25 protein-coding genes, 1 tRNA gene and 1 pseudogene are annotated in these 19,056 nt (G+C 62.6%); 26 read left to right on the forward strand and 1 reads right to left on the reverse strand.

The genetic code is table 11. From position 1 onward, the window contains the following. The first annotated feature begins 2 nt into the window (after nt 1-2). The 20 genes and pseudogenes from ACNJX8_RS31165 (at nt 3) to ACNJX8_RS31260 (ending at nt 12,853) form a co-directional block, all read left to right on the forward strand. On the forward strand, nt 3-515 hold the full coding sequence (locus ACNJX8_RS31165) for a hypothetical protein (RefSeq protein WP_439357947.1): 513 nt from the start codon (nt 3-5) through the stop codon (nt 513-515). Beyond that, complete coding sequence (locus ACNJX8_RS31170; RefSeq protein ID WP_439357948.1) at nt 515-970, forward strand: hypothetical protein; 456 nt, start codon at nt 515-517, stop codon at nt 968-970. The genes ACNJX8_RS31165 and ACNJX8_RS31170 overlap by 1 nt, the downstream gene beginning before the upstream one ends. Further along, nucleotides 967-1,230 carry a hypothetical protein gene (locus ACNJX8_RS31175; protein WP_439357949.1) on the forward strand — a complete coding sequence of 88 codons (264 nt, stop codon included), beginning with the start codon at nt 967-969 and terminating at the stop codon, nt 1,228-1,230. The genes ACNJX8_RS31170 and ACNJX8_RS31175 overlap by 4 nt, the downstream gene beginning before the upstream one ends. After that, on the forward strand, nt 1,227-1,670 hold the full coding sequence (locus ACNJX8_RS31180) for a hypothetical protein (protein ID WP_439357950.1): 444 nt from the start codon (nt 1,227-1,229) through the stop codon (nt 1,668-1,670). The genes ACNJX8_RS31175 and ACNJX8_RS31180 overlap by 4 nt, the downstream gene beginning before the upstream one ends. Nucleotides 1,671-1,891: 221 nt before the next feature. Continuing rightward, nucleotides 1,892-2,383: a hypothetical protein gene (locus ACNJX8_RS31185; RefSeq protein ID WP_439357951.1), complete on the forward strand. Its 492-nt coding sequence runs from the start codon at nt 1,892-1,894 to the stop codon at nt 2,381-2,383. Nucleotides 2,384-2,595: 212 nt separating this feature from the next. Then, nucleotides 2,596-2,913, forward strand: a complete 318-nt coding sequence (locus tag ACNJX8_RS31190; protein ID WP_439357952.1) for a hypothetical protein — start codon at nt 2,596-2,598, stop codon at nt 2,911-2,913. Then, nucleotides 2,913-3,197 (forward strand): hypothetical protein, encoded by a 285-nt coding sequence (locus tag ACNJX8_RS31195; protein WP_439357953.1) that lies wholly within the window; start codon nt 2,913-2,915, stop codon nt 3,195-3,197. The genes ACNJX8_RS31190 and ACNJX8_RS31195 overlap by 1 nt, the downstream gene beginning before the upstream one ends. A 4-nt stretch (nt 3,198-3,201) precedes the next feature. Next, nucleotides 3,202-6,627: an adenosylcobalamin-dependent ribonucleoside-diphosphate reductase gene (locus tag ACNJX8_RS31200; protein WP_439357954.1), complete on the forward strand. Its 3,426-nt coding sequence runs from the start codon at nt 3,202-3,204 to the stop codon at nt 6,625-6,627. Further along, nucleotides 6,627-6,854, forward strand: a complete 228-nt coding sequence (locus ACNJX8_RS31205; protein ID WP_439357955.1) for a LexA family protein — start codon at nt 6,627-6,629, stop codon at nt 6,852-6,854. Before ACNJX8_RS31200 ends, ACNJX8_RS31205 begins: the two co-directional genes overlap by 1 nt. A 2-nt stretch (nt 6,855-6,856) precedes the next feature. Next, a complete protein-coding gene (locus tag ACNJX8_RS31210; RefSeq protein WP_439357956.1) occupies nt 6,857-7,186 on the forward strand; it encodes a DUF6197 family protein in 330 nt (109 codons plus the stop codon). Beyond that, entirely contained in the window at nt 7,183-7,593 is a 411-nt protein-coding gene (locus ACNJX8_RS31215) for a hypothetical protein (protein WP_439357957.1), read from the forward strand. Before ACNJX8_RS31210 ends, ACNJX8_RS31215 begins: the two co-directional genes overlap by 4 nt. 66 nt (nt 7,594-7,659) lie before the next feature. Then, complete coding sequence (locus ACNJX8_RS31220) at nt 7,660-8,100, forward strand: hypothetical protein (RefSeq protein ID WP_439357958.1); 441 nt, start codon at nt 7,660-7,662, stop codon at nt 8,098-8,100. A gap of 184 nt (nt 8,101-8,284) precedes the next feature. After that, nucleotides 8,285-9,160, forward strand: coding sequence for a TAXI family TRAP transporter solute-binding subunit (locus ACNJX8_RS31225; RefSeq protein ID WP_439357959.1), 876 nt, complete (start codon nt 8,285-8,287; stop codon nt 9,158-9,160). 69 nt (nt 9,161-9,229) lie between these two features. After that, nucleotides 9,230-9,718: a hypothetical protein gene (locus ACNJX8_RS31230; RefSeq protein ID WP_439357960.1), complete on the forward strand. Its 489-nt coding sequence runs from the start codon at nt 9,230-9,232 to the stop codon at nt 9,716-9,718. Between the two features lie 84 nt (nt 9,719-9,802). Next, nucleotides 9,803-9,976 (forward strand): annotated as a pseudogene (locus ACNJX8_RS31235) (hypothetical protein); the annotation flags it as partial. 5 nt (nt 9,977-9,981) lie between these two features. After that, a complete protein-coding gene (locus tag ACNJX8_RS31240) occupies nt 9,982-10,812 on the forward strand; it encodes a thymidylate synthase (RefSeq protein ID WP_439357961.1) in 831 nt (276 codons plus the stop codon). Continuing rightward, the gene (locus tag ACNJX8_RS31245; protein WP_439357962.1) at nt 10,809-11,123 is read left to right on the forward strand and encodes a hypothetical protein; all 315 of its coding nucleotides are present in this window, start codon (nt 10,809-10,811) and stop codon (nt 11,121-11,123) included. The genes ACNJX8_RS31240 and ACNJX8_RS31245 overlap by 4 nt, the downstream gene beginning before the upstream one ends. Next, complete coding sequence (locus ACNJX8_RS31250; protein ID WP_439357963.1) at nt 11,120-11,407, forward strand: hypothetical protein; 288 nt, start codon at nt 11,120-11,122, stop codon at nt 11,405-11,407. The genes ACNJX8_RS31245 and ACNJX8_RS31250 overlap by 4 nt, the downstream gene beginning before the upstream one ends. Then, nucleotides 11,394-11,810, forward strand: a complete 417-nt coding sequence (locus ACNJX8_RS31255) for an excisionase (RefSeq protein WP_439357964.1) — start codon at nt 11,394-11,396, stop codon at nt 11,808-11,810. Before ACNJX8_RS31250 ends, ACNJX8_RS31255 begins: the two co-directional genes overlap by 14 nt. Nucleotides 11,811-11,836: 26 nt before the next feature. Then, the gene (locus ACNJX8_RS31260; RefSeq protein ID WP_439357965.1) at nt 11,837-12,853 is read left to right on the forward strand and encodes a tyrosine-type recombinase/integrase; all 1,017 of its coding nucleotides are present in this window, start codon (nt 11,837-11,839) and stop codon (nt 12,851-12,853) included. 76 nt (nt 12,854-12,929) lie between these two features. Here ACNJX8_RS31260 and ACNJX8_RS31265 read toward each other — a convergent pair. Then, nucleotides 12,930-13,006 (reverse strand) — tRNA-Pro (locus tag ACNJX8_RS31265). Nucleotides 13,007-13,074: 68 nt separating this feature from the next. Here ACNJX8_RS31265 and ACNJX8_RS31270 point away from each other — a divergent pair. From ACNJX8_RS31270 to ACNJX8_RS31295, 6 genes are all read left to right on the forward strand, one after another. Continuing rightward, nucleotides 13,075-14,061 carry an L-threonylcarbamoyladenylate synthase gene (locus ACNJX8_RS31270; RefSeq protein WP_439357966.1) on the forward strand — a complete coding sequence of 329 codons (987 nt, stop codon included), beginning with the start codon at nt 13,075-13,077 and terminating at the stop codon, nt 14,059-14,061. Nucleotides 14,062-14,084: 23 nt separating this feature from the next. After that, entirely contained in the window at nt 14,085-15,512 is a 1,428-nt protein-coding gene (locus ACNJX8_RS31275; RefSeq protein ID WP_439357967.1) for an FAD-binding oxidoreductase, read from the forward strand. Beyond that, nucleotides 15,509-15,952 (forward strand): GNAT family acetyltransferase, encoded by a 444-nt coding sequence (locus ACNJX8_RS31280; protein ID WP_439357968.1) that lies wholly within the window; start codon nt 15,509-15,511, stop codon nt 15,950-15,952. The genes ACNJX8_RS31275 and ACNJX8_RS31280 overlap by 4 nt, the downstream gene beginning before the upstream one ends. 9 nt (nt 15,953-15,961) lie before the next feature. After that, nucleotides 15,962-16,543 carry an NUDIX domain-containing protein gene (locus ACNJX8_RS31285; RefSeq protein ID WP_439357969.1) on the forward strand — a complete coding sequence of 194 codons (582 nt, stop codon included), beginning with the start codon at nt 15,962-15,964 and terminating at the stop codon, nt 16,541-16,543. A gap of 292 nt (nt 16,544-16,835) precedes the next feature. Beyond that, complete coding sequence (locus tag ACNJX8_RS31290) at nt 16,836-17,765, forward strand: glycine reductase (protein WP_128935517.1); 930 nt, start codon at nt 16,836-16,838, stop codon at nt 17,763-17,765. Nucleotides 17,766-17,799: 34 nt separating this feature from the next. Beyond that, nucleotides 17,800-18,993, forward strand: a complete 1,194-nt coding sequence (locus tag ACNJX8_RS31295) for a CaiB/BaiF CoA transferase family protein (RefSeq protein WP_439357970.1) — start codon at nt 17,800-17,802, stop codon at nt 18,991-18,993. The last annotated feature ends 63 nt before the right edge of the window (nt 18,994-19,056 follow it).

Here is a 19,056-nt window from a genome sequence, read left to right on the forward strand (position 1 = left end):
ACATGAGCAAGAGCAACAAGTCCAAGAACCAGTGGATGCTGTTCAGAAAGGCATTCCTGGACGGCATCGGAGCGGTCCTGCTTCCGCATGCTGGCTACGACGTCGAGATGTTCGAACGCTTTCCGGAGGGCGTTCCTCTCCGGATCCAACTCGCCCAGCCCCGCAGCGGGCCGCGGCATCGCCTGTACCGGGTGACGCTGCGGATCATCGTCCAGAACACCGACAAGTTCTCGACCGAGGACGCCCTCCACAAGACGTTGCTGCTGGCCTGCAACGTGACGGAGCCGATCCTCACCACCGAGGGCGAGTTCATTTACGTCCCCTCTTCCACTGCGTTCGACGCGATGCCGGAGGAGGAGTTCAAGGTCTACTTCGACCGGGCGATGGAAATCGTCGCCTCCGTGATCATCCCCGGGCTCGATCTCGACGAGCTGCTGAAGGAAGCCCGGGCTCAGTCCAACTACAAAGACGCCGCCAACGACAATGACGAGCGTCCCCGCCGAGAGGTTGCGTAATGAATCTGCTGAACAAACTTTCCAATTTGATGCGCGGACTCGGCAAGACCGAGAAACCGCAAGCCGACAAGTGGTTTGGCTCCTACCTCGATGAGGACGGCATCGTTGCCGACGTGATCAAGCGTGTCTCTGCCGACGAGATTGCTTTGCGGCGATGGCTAGATCCCTGGAGCTGGAAGTTCCCGTACCTTGGACGCCGGATGCCGTTCTCAAAGGACGCCCCGGAACCGCCGGAGCATGCAGGCTGCCTGCTGTATGCCGATCGAGGCATCCGCAATTATTACGGCCTGTGGCACGCAGACAATCCGCACACCGCCTTCAGCGTCGATGACGGCGTCGAGATCACGGACGGTATCATCACCGACCCGCGCCACCCCGATAACTTCTCCAGCCGCATCGTCGACCGCGTGAAGGCCGAGCTGGCGGCGCGTTTCCCCAGGAAGGAAGCCGCGTGAACAACGCTGACCAGATCGCCAGACAGTGTGTGGAGAACATCAACTTCCACACACTCAACAAGTGGCCGATCGAGGACGCCGGAATCTTGCTCACCACGCCGAAGGGATGGAAGCCGCCACCGCGGTTTCCACGCGGCAGGCTCAATGTCGTCAAGGAGGACGGCACCAGGGTCTGGCACTTCAAGGCCATGAACGTCCTCGCCTACCTGATCGGCAACAATCTCACCACCCTCAAGATCGAGATGAAGACCCTGAAATGAACCCGAAATATCTCCCCACTACGGTCGACGGCAAGACCGTCAGAGTCGTCGAGGAGTCCGGCGAGGTCGTCGAAGTGATCGGCCGCTGCCTTCGCATCTTCGGAAAGATCGGTCGATTCGGTCTGGACAGCACCTCGCCCGGCGGCGGGCCGAACAATGCCGCCATGTTCCTCTCGGAGCTGGCTGACCTCAGACACGCCATCTCCCAGGTCGAGAACAGCCTCACCGACATCGCTCGGATCAAGGTCGGCAATTCCGAGTTGGTTTGGACCAACGATCTGGTGCCGGCCAAGGAGCTGCGCGAGCTGTACGATGGCGAAGACATGACAGACGAAGAGTTTCTGTCCAGCTACAAGATGATCGCGGTGTGCGACGGGCAGTGGCACCGCGAAGGCCTGGAGTATCGCTTCTTCGTCGATCCGGAGCGGGTCGATGGCTGAGGGCGGTCTCGACGAATGGGCGAGCTGGCTCTGCGGCAAGCAGCAGGGCAAGCTGTTCTGCCCTCCTGAGGGCTGTCCCAAGAGCTACGGCTGCGCCCGGGAGCACGGCTGGAAGCCAGGTGATCCCACACCTGATGGCTGCCTCGGGAGAGTGCCGCTCCCTCTCCCGGACCCGTAAACATTTGCTTGACTGTTTGCTTGAATGCAAATAGGAAACGCAAATGACCAGCGTCCTCGACCTTGCCCCTCCTCCAGGCTTCCGGAAGGCCATCCCGGTGACCGTGAAGCTGGAGGTGGTGATCAGACAACACAGCCTCTGCTCCAAATGCGGCGAGCGACTGGGCAAGCTCGACGACACACAATTCGACCACGTCCCCGCCATCCAGCTGCGATGCTGGGACGCTGAAGCCAAGGATGTCACTCCGCGATCCAACGATCCGGAGTTCATCTTTGCGAAGCACGCCGACTGCCACGCCAAGAAGACGTTCGGCTCCCGCGAGGAGCTGACCCGTGGCGACGTGCAAGAAATCGCCCGCACCAAGCGGATTGCGAAGGACACCGAAGAGTTCAAGCGTCGAATGCTGGCCAAAGGTGATCCGGATGCGGAGCCGCCCGCGCCGCCTCGACGGAAGAAAGCATGGCCCAAGAGGCCGTTTCCGAAACGGGGCAAGCAAGATGCGAAATCACGTTCGAGAGGTGAAAAAGGTCGCTGAACAGTTGAAGGCCGATGGCGAGATTGAAGCCTTCACATTCGGCCGCGACAAGAAGCACCACCTCATAGAATTTCGAGTCAGGGGAAAATGGATGTCGGTGCCGGTCGCGGTGTCGCCACGGACTCCTTACTCGTCCAACTACGCACGACAACAGATCCGACGTCGCATCAGAGACATGTCGTGAAGCTTGCTTGAATGCAAAAGGAGAAACTATGGAAGTCAGAACCACCCACGATAGCCTGCTGCGAGCATTCGGCCTGCTGATGGGCCGGCAGCGCACCATCAAGCAGAAATTCACCTATAGCCCGTTCGGCAGCGCGATCCATGCCACGCGCCGGCTGACGAAGGACGAGAACAAGGCCGTCGATGAGATCGCCGCCAAGCTCCGGAAGCTCGATCCGAACAACCACGAAGAGGCCAAGCAGTACCAGGCCCTCCTCAAGGAGCTGAGCAAGCTGCCGGTCAAGTTCGTGCCCTTGAAGTACGAGCAGCGCATCGATCGCTCTAAGTCCTATCGGCGAGCAGCGTGATGCAGATCCGCGGCACGCTGAACAAGGCCCAGCGTGTCTCCATCCCCTCCGGCGGCTTCTCGCTGCGCGGCGTGATTCGTGGAGACACCAAGCAGCAGTACCGGGATGGCTGGTTCATCTACACGGCGAAGGTCGTGGAAGAGATCGAGCCCAACGTCTTCCGGACGGCAGCTGGCAGCATCTACCGCATCGAGACATGGGCGCCGCCGTCAAAGCCGACGTCCGACTACGACCCGCTTCCGCCCGACTGGCCCTACTGCGTTTTCCTACCGAAAGACGAGTGACTGAATGAGAATTGAACGACGATACACGAAGGCAGGCGTCTCGCCCTACGCCATGATCGGCTGGCGCAATGCCACCAGCGAGATCAAGAACACGGACGGCTCGGTCGTCTTCCGCCTGGAAGGCATCGAGGTGCCCGAGGGCTGGTCGCAGGTCGCCGTCGACGTGCTGGCGCAAAAGTATTTTCGCAAGGCCGGCGTCCCGCGGGAGCTGGTGAAGGTGCAGGAGGACGGCGTCCCCGAGTGGCTGCAGCGCAGCGTGGCGATGCCCTACCCCGCCGACTACGCCAAGGACTACCTGACCTCAGAGACCTCGGCCAAGCAGGTGTTCGACCGCCTCGCCGGCTGCTGGACCTATTGGGGCTGGAAGCACGGCTACTTCAAGCCGGGCACCATGAGCCAGTACGTAACCATGGCAGACCTCAACGAGGACGCCGAGGCCAACGCCCTCGCCTTCTTCGATGAGCTTCGCTACATGCTCGCCGCTCAGATGTTTGCGCCAAACTCCCCGCAGTGGTTCAACACCGGTCTGCATTGGGCGTACGGCATCGACGGTCCGGCGCAGGGTCATTTCTGGGTCAACGACGAGGATTTCGTCGTGCCGACCTCGGTGCCATCCATGTCGGCCTATGAGCGCCCGCAGCCGCACGCCTGCTTCATCCAGTCGATCGATGACAGCCTGATCAGCGACGGCGGCATCATGGACCTGTGGCTCCGCGAAGCCCGCCTGTTCAAGTACGGCTCCGGAACCGGGACCAATTTCTCGAGCCTGCGTGGCAAGGGAGAGAAGCTGTCGGGCGGCGGCACGTCGTCGGGCATGATGTCGTTCCTCAAGATCGGGGACCGGGCAGCTGGTGCGATCAAGTCGGGCGGCACGACGCGGCGCGCGGCCAAGATGGTCGTCGTCGATGTCGATCACCCGGACGTTCAGGAGTACGTCGGTTGGAAGGTCGAGGAAGAGAAGAAGGTTGCTGCTCTGGTGGCCGGCTCCAAGGCTACGAAGAAGTGGCTGGAAGCTCTGCACCTGGCCATCAGCCTGGGTGGTGACGGCAAGGCGGAGATCCGTCAGGCTCGCAAAGCCTTCGTGCCGGACAGCTATATCCAGCGCGTGATCCAACTCGCAAAGGACGGCCAGCCCTTCGACTTCCCCGAGTTCGATGTCGATTGGCAGTCGGCTGCCTACGAAACCGTGTCGGGTCAGAACTCGAACAACACGGTGTCGGTGACCGACGACTTTCTCCAGGCCGTTCAGCTCGGCATGGATTGGGAGCTGAAGAGCCGGACAGACGGCAAGGTCATGAAGACCATCAAGGCCCGCGACCTCTGGGATCAGATCTGTCGCGCTGCCTGGGAGTCGGCTGACCCCGGCCTGCACTTCAACACGACCATGAACGACTGGCACACCTGCCCGGCTGGCGGGCGCATCCGCGCCTCAAACCCGTGTTCGGAGTACATGTTCCTGGACGACACGGCGTGCAACCTGGCCTCGGCCAACCTGATCAAGTTCACCACCCGGCACGGCAATGGCCCGCTCGTGTTCGACGAGGTGAGCTTCATCCACGCCTGCCGGCTGATCCAGATCGTGCTCGACATCTCGATCACGATGGCGCAGTTCCCGTCCAAGCAGATCGCGATGCTCTCCTACGAGTATCGCACGACCGGTCTCGGCTTCGCCAACCTCGGCGGCATGCTCATGTCGGCAGGTCTCGCCTACGACTCCGACGAGGCTCGTGCCTTCGCTGGATCGATCTCGGCGATCATGACGGGTGTGGCCTACCGCACCTCCGCCGAGATGGCGCAGGAGCTGGGCGCGTTCCCGAAGTACGAGGAGAACGCCGCTTCGATGATGCGAGTGATGCACAACCATCACGCTGCGGCAGAGGAGAGCGGTTCGATCGCCTATGCTGGTCTCTCCATCCGTCCGGACGGGCTGGATTGGGATCATCAGTACCAGCAGGGGATGGCTGAGACCGCCGCCTCGATCTGGGACGATGTCCTGAAGATGGGCGCGGACTACGGTTTCCGCAACGCTCAGACCACGGTCATCGCTCCGACCGGGACGATCGGCCTGGTGATGGACTGCGACACGACCGGCATCGAGCCGGACTATGCTCTGGTGAAGTTCAAGAAGCTGGCCGGCGGCGGCTACTTCAAGATCATCAACCAGGCGGTCCCGGCTGCTCTGAAGTCGCTCGGCTACGACGTCGGACCGATCAACGAGATCGTGGACTACGCCGTTGGCACGGGTGTGTTGCCGGCGAAGTTCGCCATCGCCGGTCGCGCAGCTGGTGTCGATGTTAGCGTCGAGGCCGTCAAGAAGGTGTTTCACATCAACTTCCTGACGGACTGGTCGAAGCTGGGCTTCAGCGAGCCGGAGATCGAGCAGGCCAACATCCGAGCTGTGGGCACGATGACGCTTGAGGGCGCCCCGCATCTGTCGACCGACGAGTATCCGGTCTTCGATTGCGCCACCCCGTGCGGCAAGATCGGCACGCGATCGATTCACTGGAAGGGCCACATCAAGATGATGGCTGCGGTTCAGCCGTTCATCTCGGGTGCGATCTCCAAGACGATCAACATGCCGAATGATGCCACCGTGGCGGACATCAGCAAGGCTTACATGATGTCGTGGAAGCTGGGTCTGAAGGCCAACGCGATCTATCGCGACGGCTCGAAGTTGTCGCAGCCGCTCACCTCCGCTCTGGTCGATGATCAGGACGAGGTCGGCGAGCCCACCCTCGTCGAGGTCAAGCAGGACGTCGTCAAGGTCGTCGAGAAGATCGTGCGTAAGCGTGAGCGACTGCCTGACAAGCGCGTAGGCTACACGCAGAAGTCGATCGTGGCAGGTCACAAGGTCTACCTCCGCACCGGGCAGTACCCGGATGGTCGGCTCGGCGAGATCTTCATCGACATGCACAAGGAGGGCGCTGCCTTCCGGTCCATGATGAACGCCTACGCGATCGCGGTCAGCATCGGTCTCCAGTACGGGGTGCCGGTCGAGGAGTATGTCGACGCCTTCACGTTCTTCAAGTTCGAGCCGGCTGGCTTCGTCCAGTCGCACGATCGGATCAAGAACGCATCGTCGATCATCGACTTCGTCTGGCGCGATCTCGGCATCAACTATGCCAATCGCGATGACCTGGCTCACGTCACCCCCGACGAGAGCGAGAACACCTCGGTCGGTCCGGGTGGTGTGAGTGAGCTGAGCGATACGGCGCTGGAGAAGCTCGCGGGCACCTTCCACAACATGGAAATGAAGCCCGACGTGTTGATCGCCAGCAGCCAGAACGCTCAGCTGCCCGATCAGCGCTCGGTGGCCAAGATGTCCGGTTACACGGGCGATAGCTGCGGCAACTGCTCCAGCTTCACGATGGTGCGTAACGGCACCTGCTTGAAGTGTGAGACGTGTGGCGAGACCACGGGGTGCTCCTGATGGAAGAGCAACAGAAGCTTGGTCTGACCAAGACGCAGGCAAAGGTTCTCGGAGCAATCCGAGAACTGTCTGGTCGCGCGGACGGCGTCGGTCCGTCCTTCCGTGAGATCATGAAGCTGGCGGGCATGAAGTCCGTCAGCCAGGTGCATTACACGGTGCGGTGCCTAAAGGAGCGAGGTCACGTCAACTTCGCCCCCAAGGGCAAGAGGTCAATCTCATTGGCGTAGCCATGTTCACAGAGCTGGAGATTGTGGAGCGCTGCCTGCTGCTGTTCTCCAAGCCCGGCAGGTGGACGCAGAAGACATGCGCTCGGGATCGGCAGGGTAAACCGGTCCCCGTATTCAGCCAGGCGGCGCGCTCATTCGACATCGAGGGAGCGATCCGCCGGGCTGCTGGACAAGAAGATCGAGGCGCGTATGCGCGCTTCGTCCCATTGATCAAGGGTCAGCTGGGCAAGCACCCGTTCGACTGGAATGACCAGTCGGGCCGCCACCAGAAGGAGGTGGTCAGGATGTTCGAGGACCTAGCTGACGAGTTCCGATTTAAGGAGGCATCGTGACTGTAGCGAACGACAACTTTACAGAGGCGGACCTGATCGAGCTTGAAAGATCGGTCAACGCCCTGGTGGCGATCTGCCACAAGATGAACAAGCACTGGTGGACCGACCCGGCCACCGGAGAAGACCTTCGCAAGAAGGAACTGATCGTCCCCACCAAGCTGCTGCTGACGGTCAGCGAGATCTGCGAGGCGATGGAAGCCGACCGCAAGGATCTGATGGACGACAAGCTGCCTCACCGCAAGGGACTCGAGGTCGAGCTGGCGGACGCCTTGATCCGGATCGGCGACCTCGGCGGAGCGCTGACCCTCAACCTCGGCGCTGCTGCCCGCGAGAAGTCTGCCTTCAACCTGGTGCGACCGGACCACAAGGCCGAAAACCGGGTGAAGAAGGGTGGAAAGAAGTACTGACCAGGCGAAATTTCGCTTGCTTTCTTGTGCGCTTGAATGCAAATACCACTGCAAAGGAGAATACCATTGGACGCAACTGAAGCTCAGACGAAAATCTTCGAGATGATCAACGCGGAACTCGAACTCCAGAACCAGATGTGGGGTCCGAACAACGAGCGCGCCGACATCTCGCAGGGCCAGCTGTTCGGCGCCGGCTATGCGCTGCTCACCGCTGTTAAGGATCGCCGCCAGGCCAACGCTGACGCCTTCCACGTCATCCCGGAGACCTATCCGAAGGACTGGAGCGGATTCCGCAGCTACGGCACCGACATCCCGAATGGCGTTGTCGCGATTTGCTTCCTGATCAACGAGGCCAAGCGCCTGCTGATGGATGGTGTCGACCCGACCCGCGTCGCTCGCCGACCCGACCAGAAGTACAACGCAGCGACCGGCCTGCCCAACACCGTCGAACCCGAGGTGACCACGGCCCCCGAGGCTTCGACCGAGTCGTCGGCCGCCGAGGCATAAGCCATGTACGGCGTCTTCCTCGCCAACCATTTTCTCGATGCGTGCGGCCTGTACCTGCTGATCACCGTCGCCGTCAAAATCACCCTGCGGAAGCCCATCTCCCGCTGGTTCTTTTAGTCCCCTCGCGTTTGTTTGAATGCAACTGGTCCCCGCGGATGCGGGGGCCATCCAAAAGGAGAACTACATGAAGAAGCTCTTGCTGATCGCTGCGCTCGCCCTGAGCGCGATGACCGCAAATGCCCATGCGGCCGAGAAGTTTCGGCTCTGCACCGGCAATGCCGAACTGAACTATGCCAAGGCTGGCCACTACCTGAAGCAGCGCGCTCAGAACGTGGACGTCATCTACACGAAGGGCTCGATCGACAACCTCGACAAGATCGTGGCCGGCGAGTGTGACGGCGGCTTTGTCCAGTCCGACGCTCTGATGGTCTACTCGGCGCGCAACGCCAAGGCGATCTCGACGCTGGAGCGTGCCGGCGTGCTCTATCAAGAGCAGGTCCACATGATCTGTAACCGCAAATACGACCTCGGTCGCATGGTGAACCTCAAGAGCGACATGACGGTCGCGGTCGGTGCTGACGGCTCCGGCGGTAACACGACCTGGGCCGGCTTCGTGATGGCTGACAAGGCTCGCTACGGCAAGATCAGCACGTCCCCGCTCTCGGGTGACCGCATGCTCTCGGCTGTCGCTGACGGCACGCTCGTGCAGTGTGGCCTGATCGTCACGGCGCTGAATGCCCCGTTCATCAAGAACGAGGTGCAGAAGGCCGGCGACACCGTGATCCTGGTGGGCACCGACGACCGCGACATGACCAGGACGGCGCTCGATGCACGCAAGCAGCCCGTCTACACCTACGGCGAGATCCCCGCGGACACCTATCCGCGCATCCAACCGTCCGGCACGGTCTACGGCACGAAGTCTGTCGGCACGGTGCAGGTCGATGCGGTGTTCGTCGCCAACGTCGATTGGATCAACGCCCACGAGGACGACTACAACCACATCCTCCGCGGCTTCAACGCTGCCAAGCCCGACATCCAGAAGCTCGCCAAGCCGCAATAACGGTTTGCTCGCACGGTCGCCCTACGGGGCGGCCGTTCTTTTCTGTTTGGAAATTTTTGGAGACCCACGATGTCAGACAAGCAGAACACAGATCAGGAGATGCTCTCCTTCGTCCGAGAGGCGAGGAAGTTCCTCAAGTTCGTGCAGGACCCGGAGTGGACCGGATCAGCCGAGCTGACGGACGACCAGCACGTCGAGGAGATGAAGACGCACTTGGCGAAGACCCGCGAGCGGATCGAGCTGCCGGAGAAGACGGTGATGCATTCGGTTCGAGGCGCCGAGAGCGGACTCGTTCTGGCGATGACCGGGAATACCCCTGACGCCGCCGAGCGCGCTCGCTTCCTGACCGGCCTGATGCGTTCGCTACCGCGCCTGCTTGAGGCCATCGAAGATTACTTCATCCGCGAGTCTGTCGCGGACGATCGCATCAAGGAGCTGATTTCGTCCAACAATGAGAAGCTTTTTGAGAACCGGGCTCAGCGCGACGAGATCCGGCAGCTCAAGGCACAGGTGGATCTGCTCCTGAAGTCGATCCCGATCAAGCCGGAGACTGCATAGGGGCATGGCCGATCACTACTCGTTCGAAAGCGAAGACAAAGCAAAGCGCATTTTGCAGGGGAATGCAACATGATTGCAGGCAAGTTTAAAATAGGTGAACGGGTTCGGAAGAAGAAGGGCTCACAGTGGCAAGGCAAAATCTGTGGATTTTACAGCACATCCCTGACGCCCATTGGCTACGCCGTCGAGAGCGAACGTGAAGTTGGCTCTGTGCAAATTTATCCAGAGACCGCCCTCGAAATCGTCGAAAGGGACTGAAACAAATGCTTGAATACAAACGTTTGCTCGAATACATCGTGCGCAACGGCGTGCAAAAGCACGACCGCACGGGCACCGGGACATTCTCGATCTTTGGACACCAGATGCGGTTCGATCTGGCACAAGGCTTTCCGCTCCTGACGACGAAGCGCTTGCCGTTCAAGGCGATCGCGATCGAGCTGCTCTGGTTCCTGCGTGGCGACACCAACATCAAGTTCCTGCACGACCACGGCGTGACGATCTGGGACGAGTGGGCTGATGCCAACGGCGATCTCGGCCCGGTCTACGGAAAGCAGTGGCGCAGCTGGCCGAATTGGGTCGATGCAGGTCCGGACTTCGAGTTCATCAACAAGGTGAACCGGCCGATCGACCAGATCGCCAATGTCGTCGAGATGATCAAGCGCAACCCCGACTCTCGCCGCATGATCGTCAGCGCCTGGAACCCCGCAGATGTCGACCAAATGGCGCTGCCGCCCTGCCACTGCCTCTTCCAGTTCTACGTGGCGAACGGGAAACTGTCCTGCCAGCTATACCAGCGATCGGCCGACGTCTTCCTCGGGGTGCCGTTCAACATCGCGTCGTATGCGCTGCTCACCATGATGATCGCTCAAGTGACTGGGTTGAAGCCCGGTGAGTTCATTCATTCGTTCGGCGACACGCATCTGTACCTGAACCATATCGAGCAAGCGAAGCTTCAGCTCTTCCGCGAACCCCGATCCCTGCCAATCGTCAAGATCAATCCCGAAGTGAAGAGCATCTTCGACTTCCAATACGAAGACTTCGAGCTGGTGGGCTACGACCCCCACCCCTCGATCAAAGCGCAGGTGGCTGTATGACAAAAATCGCCAATTCCTACTATTCGGCGGTCGTCAGTCACCAGGAGATGCCAGGCATCTACATGTCGACATTCGCCGTGCCAGGCGATCCGCCGCAGTGGGTGTTGGACGAGAAAGGCAGGCCGAAATATTTCAGGTCATCAGACGAGGCTGAACTGGCAGGCTTTCGTCTGATGGCTGCAAAGTTGAACCGGGCCCGGCAGGAGCAGGAGTTCCGCGTCAAGGGCCGCCGCAACAAGCATACGAGGGTCTGGACTGCGCCGCCGGAGGACGGTCCCACCATCGATACAGTTTTCGGAAAGAAGCAATGAACCTAGCCGATCAGATCGAGGCCGCGAAGGCCGAGGTCGCCCGACTCGAGATGATCGCGGCGACCGCTACCTGCCGGGAGCTAGGGTGCGACATGCAGTCGGTCGGCGGCTTCTGCGCCTCCTGCGACGGCGAACGAGGCCTGTGCAGCTGCTCGGTGCCGGTCCACAAATGCACCCGGTGCGGCGACTGCGACTACGGTGAGAACGACGAGGCCGACGAGGTACGCCGTCTCTGCCAACTGACACGAGACCCGTTGTTCGAGTTCCAAGATGAAGACGCCTGAGCACGCAAATGACAACGAGATCCAGTCTGGCGGAATCCAGACTGAGATCGGCGTCGTCTATCGAGATACGCCACTGCGGTTGGAGTACGCCGCTCGCATCGCCTTTCCGGACGGCTCGATCGGGCTGCGCGGACTCAGAAGAGAGGCGGCGAAGGGTCGTCTCAACATTGAACTGATCGCAGGCAAGCAGTACACCACGCTCGCCGATATTGATGAAATGAGGAAGTTATGTCGCGTACCGGCCAAGGGCCTCACCTCGCCCGGCGGAAAGCTCGTTACAAGAACGGCAAGCTCGACTCCCGAGCCGTCTGGGTCATCCGGGATGGAAGCGCCGAGGTCTCCACAGGAGTTGCTGCAAGCCCGTCTCAGTCGCAGCCTCCAATCGAAGCGAAGCAGGCGCTAAGCGACTACATCACCAAGCATGCGCAGGTGGCTCACACCACTGACGACATCAAGGAGATCGTCTGCGCCACGGTCCTGCTGGTCTACCTCAATCACAAGATTGACCCCGACAAGCCGGATGAGGACAAGACTGCCGACGAGCGCGAGACCGAGCAGCGCATTGCTCGACTGTCCGAGTACTTCGGCAACAAGGTGCTGGCCGACGTCAACACCCAGCTATGCAAGGGCTACGTCACCCATCGCAAGAAGAATGGCGGCGGACAGGGCGGCGCCCGTCGCGACCTGGAAGCATTGCGAGCAGCGATCAATCATCACGCGGCTGAGAACCTGCACCGCGGCAACGTCAGTGTCTGGCTTCCTGAGAAGGGCGAGGCCCGAGAACGGTGGCTGACGCGAGACGAGGCGGCTGCCGCGATCTGGTACGCCTACCGGTACCGCGAGGTGCAGACCATCCACGTCGGTCCTAACAAGGGCCAGAAGGTCATCACCGATCGCCGGACCCTGCGCCATGTCGCCCGCTTCATGCTGATGGGCTGCTACACGGGAACCCGAGCTGGATCTCTCGCCGCTGCCGCCACGAAGCGCGCGGTCGGGAAAGCGTTCGTCGACCTGGATCGCGGCCTGTTTTACCGCAAGCCTATCGGCAAGAAGGCGACGAACAAGCGGCAGCCACCAGCTCCTATTCCGCCCGGCCTGCTGGCCCATATGCGGCGCTGGGCGCGCCTCGGCATCGCCAAGGAGCACTTTGTCGAGTGGAATGGGAAGCCCGTCCAGAGCGTCAAGAAGGCTTTCAGGACGGTCATCACGGGGGCCAAGATCGACACCAGCGTCGAGGCTGGCGGCAACGTCACGCCGCACACGCTGCGGCACACGGCGGCCACCTGGCTGATGCAGCAGGGCGCCAACATCTACACCGCCGCTGGCTACCTGGGCATGACTGTCGAGGTGCTGGAGCGCGTCTACGGCCACCATCATCCGGACTACATGGCAGACGCTGTCGCCAAGATTTCGAAGAAGACCGCGAAGAAGAAAGCCGCAGCCTAAACCCGGGGGGTGGCTATTCTTCGTGGGGTTTTTCGGGGGGTTGAAGAAATGGAATTTGCTAAGTATCTGAAATTGTTGGTCGGAGTGGCAGGATTCGAACCTGCGACCCCTGCGTCCCGAACGCAGTGCTCTACCGGGCTGAGCCACACTCCGACAAGAAGGCGGCTTATAGCGTCGGGTTTCGCGCACCGCAAGCGGCCGAGTTGAGGAATTTTATCCCTGTGAAAACGGGTCTTGAAACGCTGATTTTACCGGCCGGAGAGGCTGCCGCCGCGGCCGCGGCCCGGGCGCTCGCGGCCGGTGGGCTGGTCGCGTTTCCGACCGAGACGGTCTATGGGCTCGGGGCGGATGCCGCCAATGCCGCCGCGATCGCCCATCTCTACGCCGCCAAGGGGCGGCCCGCGTTCAATCCGCTGATCGCCCATGTCGCGGACGTTGCCGCCGCGCGGCGGATCGGCCGGTTCGATGCACGCGCCCTGAAGTTCGCGGAGGCGTTCTGGCCGGGGCCGCTGACGCTGGTGGTGCCGAAGACGGACGACTGCCCGGTGGCCGATCTCGCCACCGCCGGCCTCGACACGGTCGCGATCCGCATCCCCGCCCATCCGGTGGCGCAGGCGATCCTGCGCGCTTTTGGCGGGGCGGTGGTGGCGCCGTCCGCAAACATCTCCGGCCATGTCTCGCCGACGTTGGCCGCCCATGTCGAAAGCGACCTTGCGGGGCGGATCGATCTGATCATTGACGGCGGCTCCGTCGAGGTCGGCGTCGAATCGACGATTGTCGGCTGCTTCGAGACCTTGATGCTGCTCCGCCCTGGCGGGCTGTCGCGTGAGCGAATCGAGGCCGTGCTCGGCGCGCCCTTGGCGCGGCCGCCCGCGGAGGCCGAGAGCAAGGACAGCCAGCCGCTGGCGCCGGGCATGCTGGCCTCGCATTATGCGCCGCGCGCGGCCGTACGGCTCAATGCGCGCGAGGTGGCGCCGGGCGAAGCGCTGCTGGCATTCGGCCCGGTGCACCCGCCTGGCGCTGAAGCCGCCGCTGTCATGAATTTGTCGCCCGCCGGTGATCTCGATGAAGCCGCTGCCAATCTGTTCGGCTATCTTCGCGCCCTCGATGCCAGAGGGCCACGCGCGATCGCCGTGATGACGATCCCCGAAGAAGGACTCGGCGAAGCGATCAACGACCGGCTGCGCCGGGCTGCGGTTGCGCGATAAGAAGCTTAAGAAGAGACAACACCATGAACGTCAATCAATCCGCCACCCCGCCGCTTGCGCCCGAGTTGATCGAACAATTTCGCAAGATCGTCGGCGAGCGCCACGCGATCACCGATGCCGCAGACATCGAGGCTTACGTCACCGAGGAGCGCAATCTGTTTCACGGCCGCTCGCCGCTGGTGCTGCGTCCGGGCTCGACGGCTGAAGTCTCGGAGATCTGCAAGCTCGCCTCCGCGCACAGGATCGCGCTGGTGCCGCAGGGCGGCAATACCGGCCTCGTCGGCGGGCAGACGCCGCACAATGGCGAAGTCGTGGTGTCGTTGCGCCGGCTCGACAAGATCCGCGAGGTCGACACCGCCTCCAACACCATGACCTGCGAGGCCGGCGTCGTGCTGCAAATCGCGCAGCAGAAGGCGTCCGACGTGGACCGGCTGTTCCCGCTCTCGCTCGGCGCGGAAGGCAGCTGCACCATCGGCGGCAATCTCTCGACCAATGCCGGCGGCACCGCTGCGCTGGCCTATGGCGTCGCGCGCGAGATGGCGCTGGGGTTGGAGGTGGTGCTGGCCGACGGGCGCGTGCTGAACGTGCTGTCGAAGCTGAAGAAGGACAACACCGGCTACAACCTGCACAACCTCTTCATCGGCGCCGAAGGCACGCTCGGCATCATCACGGCGGCGACTTTGAAACTGTTTCCGAAGCCGCGGGCGGTCGAAACGGCCTTTGTCGGGCTGAAGTCGCCGGCAGCGGCGCTCAGGCTGCTCACGATCGCGCAAAGCGAGGCCGCCAATGCGCTGACGAGTTTCGAGCTGTTGTCGCAGATGGCGGTCGATTTCTCGATCCGCCACGGCATCGACGTGCGCGATCCGCTCGCAGAAAAGCATCCCTGGTACGTGCTGATGGAATTGTCCTCTCCGAGCGAGGATGCGCGCACGCCGCTGGAGACGATCCTGACCCGCGCCATGGAAGAGGAGATCGTCGACGATGCCGTGATCGCGGCCAACCTCACCCAGCGCGCCGGCTTCTGGAAGCTGCGCGACGAGATGTCGGCGGCACAGAAGCCGGAAGGCGGCTCGATCAAGCACGACATCTCCGTGCCCGTCGCCGCCGTGCCCGCCTTCATCGCCGAGGCCGATGCTGCCGTGGTGAAGCTGATCCCCGGCGCGCGGCCGGTGCCGTTCGGCCATCTCGGCGACGGCAATCTGCACTACAATGTCAGCCAGCCGGTCGGCGCCAACAGTGCGGATTTCCTGGCGGGCTGGCACGAGATGAACGCGGTCGTGTTCGAGATCGTGCTGCGCATGGGTGGCTCGATCTCGGCCGAGCACGGCATCGGCGTGCTCAAGCGCGACGAACTGCCCGAGGTAAAGGACAAGACCGCGATCGAGCTGATGCGGTCGATCAAGGCGATGCTCGATCCGCTGGGAATCATGAATCCGGGGAAGGTGCTGTGAGCGCCCTTACGATCGATGCCATCACGGATGCCGACATCGAGCCCGTCGTCGCGCTGTGGCAGCGCTGCGGCCTGACCCGGCCCTGGAACGATCCGCATGCCGACATCGCGCTGGCGCGGCGCCGCGACAATTCCACCGTGCTGCTCGGCCGCGACAATGGCGCGACCGTCGCCACAATCATGGTCGGCCATGACGGCCATCGCGGCTGGGTCTATTACGTCGCCGTCGATCCCGACTGCCAGAAGCGCGGCTACGGCCGCGTCATCATGACAGCGGCCGAGGACTGGCTGCGCGCGGCCGGAATTCTCAAGCTCCAGCTCCTGGTCCGGCGCGAAAACGCGCAGGCCAATGCGTTCTACCAGTCACTGGGCTTCGAGGAATCCACCTCGGTGATGTTCCAGAAGTGGCTCGACGGCCGCGCCACGACTTCAAGCAACTGAGATCGAGCCATGACCATTTCCGACCGTGTCCGCATCAAGGACGTCCGCGTGCTCTCCGACAATTGGACTCCCCTGAAGAACACCACGCTCGAGTACCGGCGCGCCAATGGCGAGTGGCAGACGCAGCACCGCGAGACCTATGAGCGCGACAACGCTGCGGCCGTGCTGCCCTACAACCGCGCCCGGCGCACGGTGATCCTGGTGCGCCAGTTCCGTCTGCCCGCCTATATCCGCGGCTACGACGATCTGCTGATCGAAGCGGCCGCCGGCGTGCTCGACGATGCCGCCCCCGAGGTGCGCATCCGCGCCGAGGCCGAGGAGGAAACCGGTTATCGCCTGCACGACGTCCACAAGGTGTTCGAGGCCTTCATGAGCCCCGGCGCCATCACCGAGAAGCTGCACTTCTTCGTCGCCGAATACGAGCCGGAGATGCGGGTCAGCGACGGCGGCGGCCTCGAACATGAGGGCGAGGACATCGAGGTGCTGGAGCTTTCCATCGACGAGGCGCTGGCGATGATCGCAGACGGCCGCATCATCGACGCCAAGGCGATCATGCTGCTTCAGTATGTGGCACTGCAGGTGTTCAGGTAGGTGACGCTCTTCACCCTACCCTGGAGGGGGAGGGTTGATCGCGCGCAGCGCGAGCGGGATGGGGTGATCTTTCCACTCGGGCACTGTTGGATGTGGAGAGACCGTCACCCCACCCCGTCTCACATTTCGCTACGCTCCATGTGAGCCGACCCTCCCCCTCCAGGGGAGAGTAAGAATCCGCGCCTCGCATCATCCTCATCTGCAATTCTGGCCTGCGCCACCCCACTCCCCGTTGAGCAACTCGAAAACTATCTCTAGTCTGGGCCCTAACCAAGAACCAGGAGACGCGCCCATGTCCGCTCCGCGCGACGACGAATTTGGCTTTGCGCCCGACTACGATTCGCCCGTGCCCTACATGCAGCGCACGCGCGACTATTACGCGGCGATCGGCTACACCACGCCTTATCGCTGGGCGCACTACACGGAGGCACCGTTCCAGCCGCTGAAGAAGCCATTGGCGCAGTCGCGCGTGACGATCATCACGACCGCGGCGCCGTTCGATCCGGCCAAGGGCGATCAGGGGCCGGGCGCGGCGTATAATGGCAGCGCGAAATTCTACCAGGTCTATGACGGCGACACGTCGAAAGAGCACGACCTTCGCATCTCGCACATCGGCTACGACCGCAAGCACACCAGCGCGACCGACAGCGGCACCTGGTTTCCGCTGCCGCAGCTCCTGATGGCCAGCGCCGCTGGCCGCATCGGCGAGGTCGCGCCGCGTTTCTTCGGCGCACCGACCAACCGCAGCCATCGGGTCACGCTGGATACCGACGCGCCGGAGATCCTGGCGCGCTGTCTTGCCGACAAGGTCGACGTCGCCGTGCTGGTGCCGAACTGCCCGGTCTGCCACCAGACCACCGCGCTGGTGGCGCGGCACCTGGAGCGGAACGGCATTCCGACCGTGATCATGGGCTGCGCCAAGGACATCATCGAGCACGCGGCCGTGCCGCGCTTCCTGTTCTCCGATTTCCCGCTCGGCAATTCCGCCGGCAAGCCACACGACATCGCCTCGCAGGCGCAGACGCTCGAGCTCGCGCTAAAACTGCTGGAGACCGCAAGCGGTCCGCAGACGACGATGCAGTCGCCGCTGCGCTGGAGCGAGGATGCCTCCTGGAAGCTCGACTACAACAACGTGGCGCAGCTTTCGCCGGAAGAGCTGGCGCGGCGCCGCGCCGAATTCGACAAGCAGAAGGAGATCGCGCGCGGCAACCGCGCCGCCTGACGTCCTCCGATAACGAAGAAAAAGGGAGAGCGACGTGACGCGACCGTTCGAGGGCGTGAAGATCCTGGACTTCACGCAAGTGCTGGCCGGTCCCTATGCGAGCTATCAGCTCGCGCTGCTAGGAGCCGACGTCATCAAGGTCGAGCGGCGCGAGGGCGAGGACATGCGCCGCACGCCGCTCAGCCGCGAATGGGCCGAGCGCGGGCTGGCGCCGGCATTCCAGGCCATCAACGGCAACAAGCGCAGCCTGACGCTCGATCTGCAGAAGCCGGAGGCGATCGCGATCGTGAAGAAGCTCGCAGAGACCGTCGACGTCGTGATGGAGAATTTCCGCCCCGGCGTGATGGACAAGCTCGGCATCGGCTACGAGGCGCTCTCGGCGATCAATCCGAAGCTGATCTATTGCGCCGTATCAGGCTTCGGCCAGACCGGCCCGGACCGCTTGCGGCCCGGCTATGACGGCAAGATGCAGGCGCTGTCCGGGATCATGGCGATCACCGGCCATCCCGAGACGGGACCGACGCGCGCGGGCTTTGCGGTGTGCGACGTGCTGTCGGGCGCGACCGCTGCGTTTGGCGTGTCGAGCGCACTGTATCAGCGCGACCGCACCGGCAAGGGCCAGCTCATCGACGTCTCCATGCTGGAGGCGACGATGGCGTTTCTGTCAGGGCAGATCGCGGACTGGTCGGTCGCCGGCCACCGTCAAACACTTTCGGGCAACCAGGCGGTGAGCCGCAGGACCACGGCCAACCTGTTCAAATGCGGCGACGGCCACATCCTGCTCGCGGTCAACAACGAGAAGCAGTACCGCGCGCTGATCAGCACACTCGGCCGCGAGGACACGCTGAGCGATCCGCGCTTTGCCGACTGGTTCTCCCGCAACGAGAACGAGGGCGCGCTCCGCGCCATCATCGAGGAAGCGCTGGCGGCAAGGCCGGCACGCGAATGGGAGACGATCCTGGAAGACGCCGGCGCACCGTGCGCCAGCATTTGGAAGGTCGAGGAGGTGATCGACCACCCGCAAATCAAGGCACGCGGCGCGATCCAGGAGCTGGACACGCCCTATGGGCGCCTGCGCTTTGCCGGCAGCGGGTTCAAGCTCGCCCATGGCGGCGGCAAGCTGGACCACATGGCGCCGGAGCTGGGCGCGGATACGGATGCGGTGCTGGGCGAGCTGGGATTCGATGCGGCGGAGATCGCAGCGCTGCGGGCAAGGGAGATTGTGTGAAACACCGCTGCCGTAGGGTGGGCAAAGGCGCAACGCGCCGTGCCCACCACCTATCGATTGCTT

It is taken from the genome of Bradyrhizobium sp. SPXBL-04, from assembly GCF_051853035.1.
Taxonomy (GTDB): Bacteria; Pseudomonadota; Alphaproteobacteria; order Rhizobiales; family Xanthobacteraceae; genus Bradyrhizobium; species Bradyrhizobium zhanjiangense.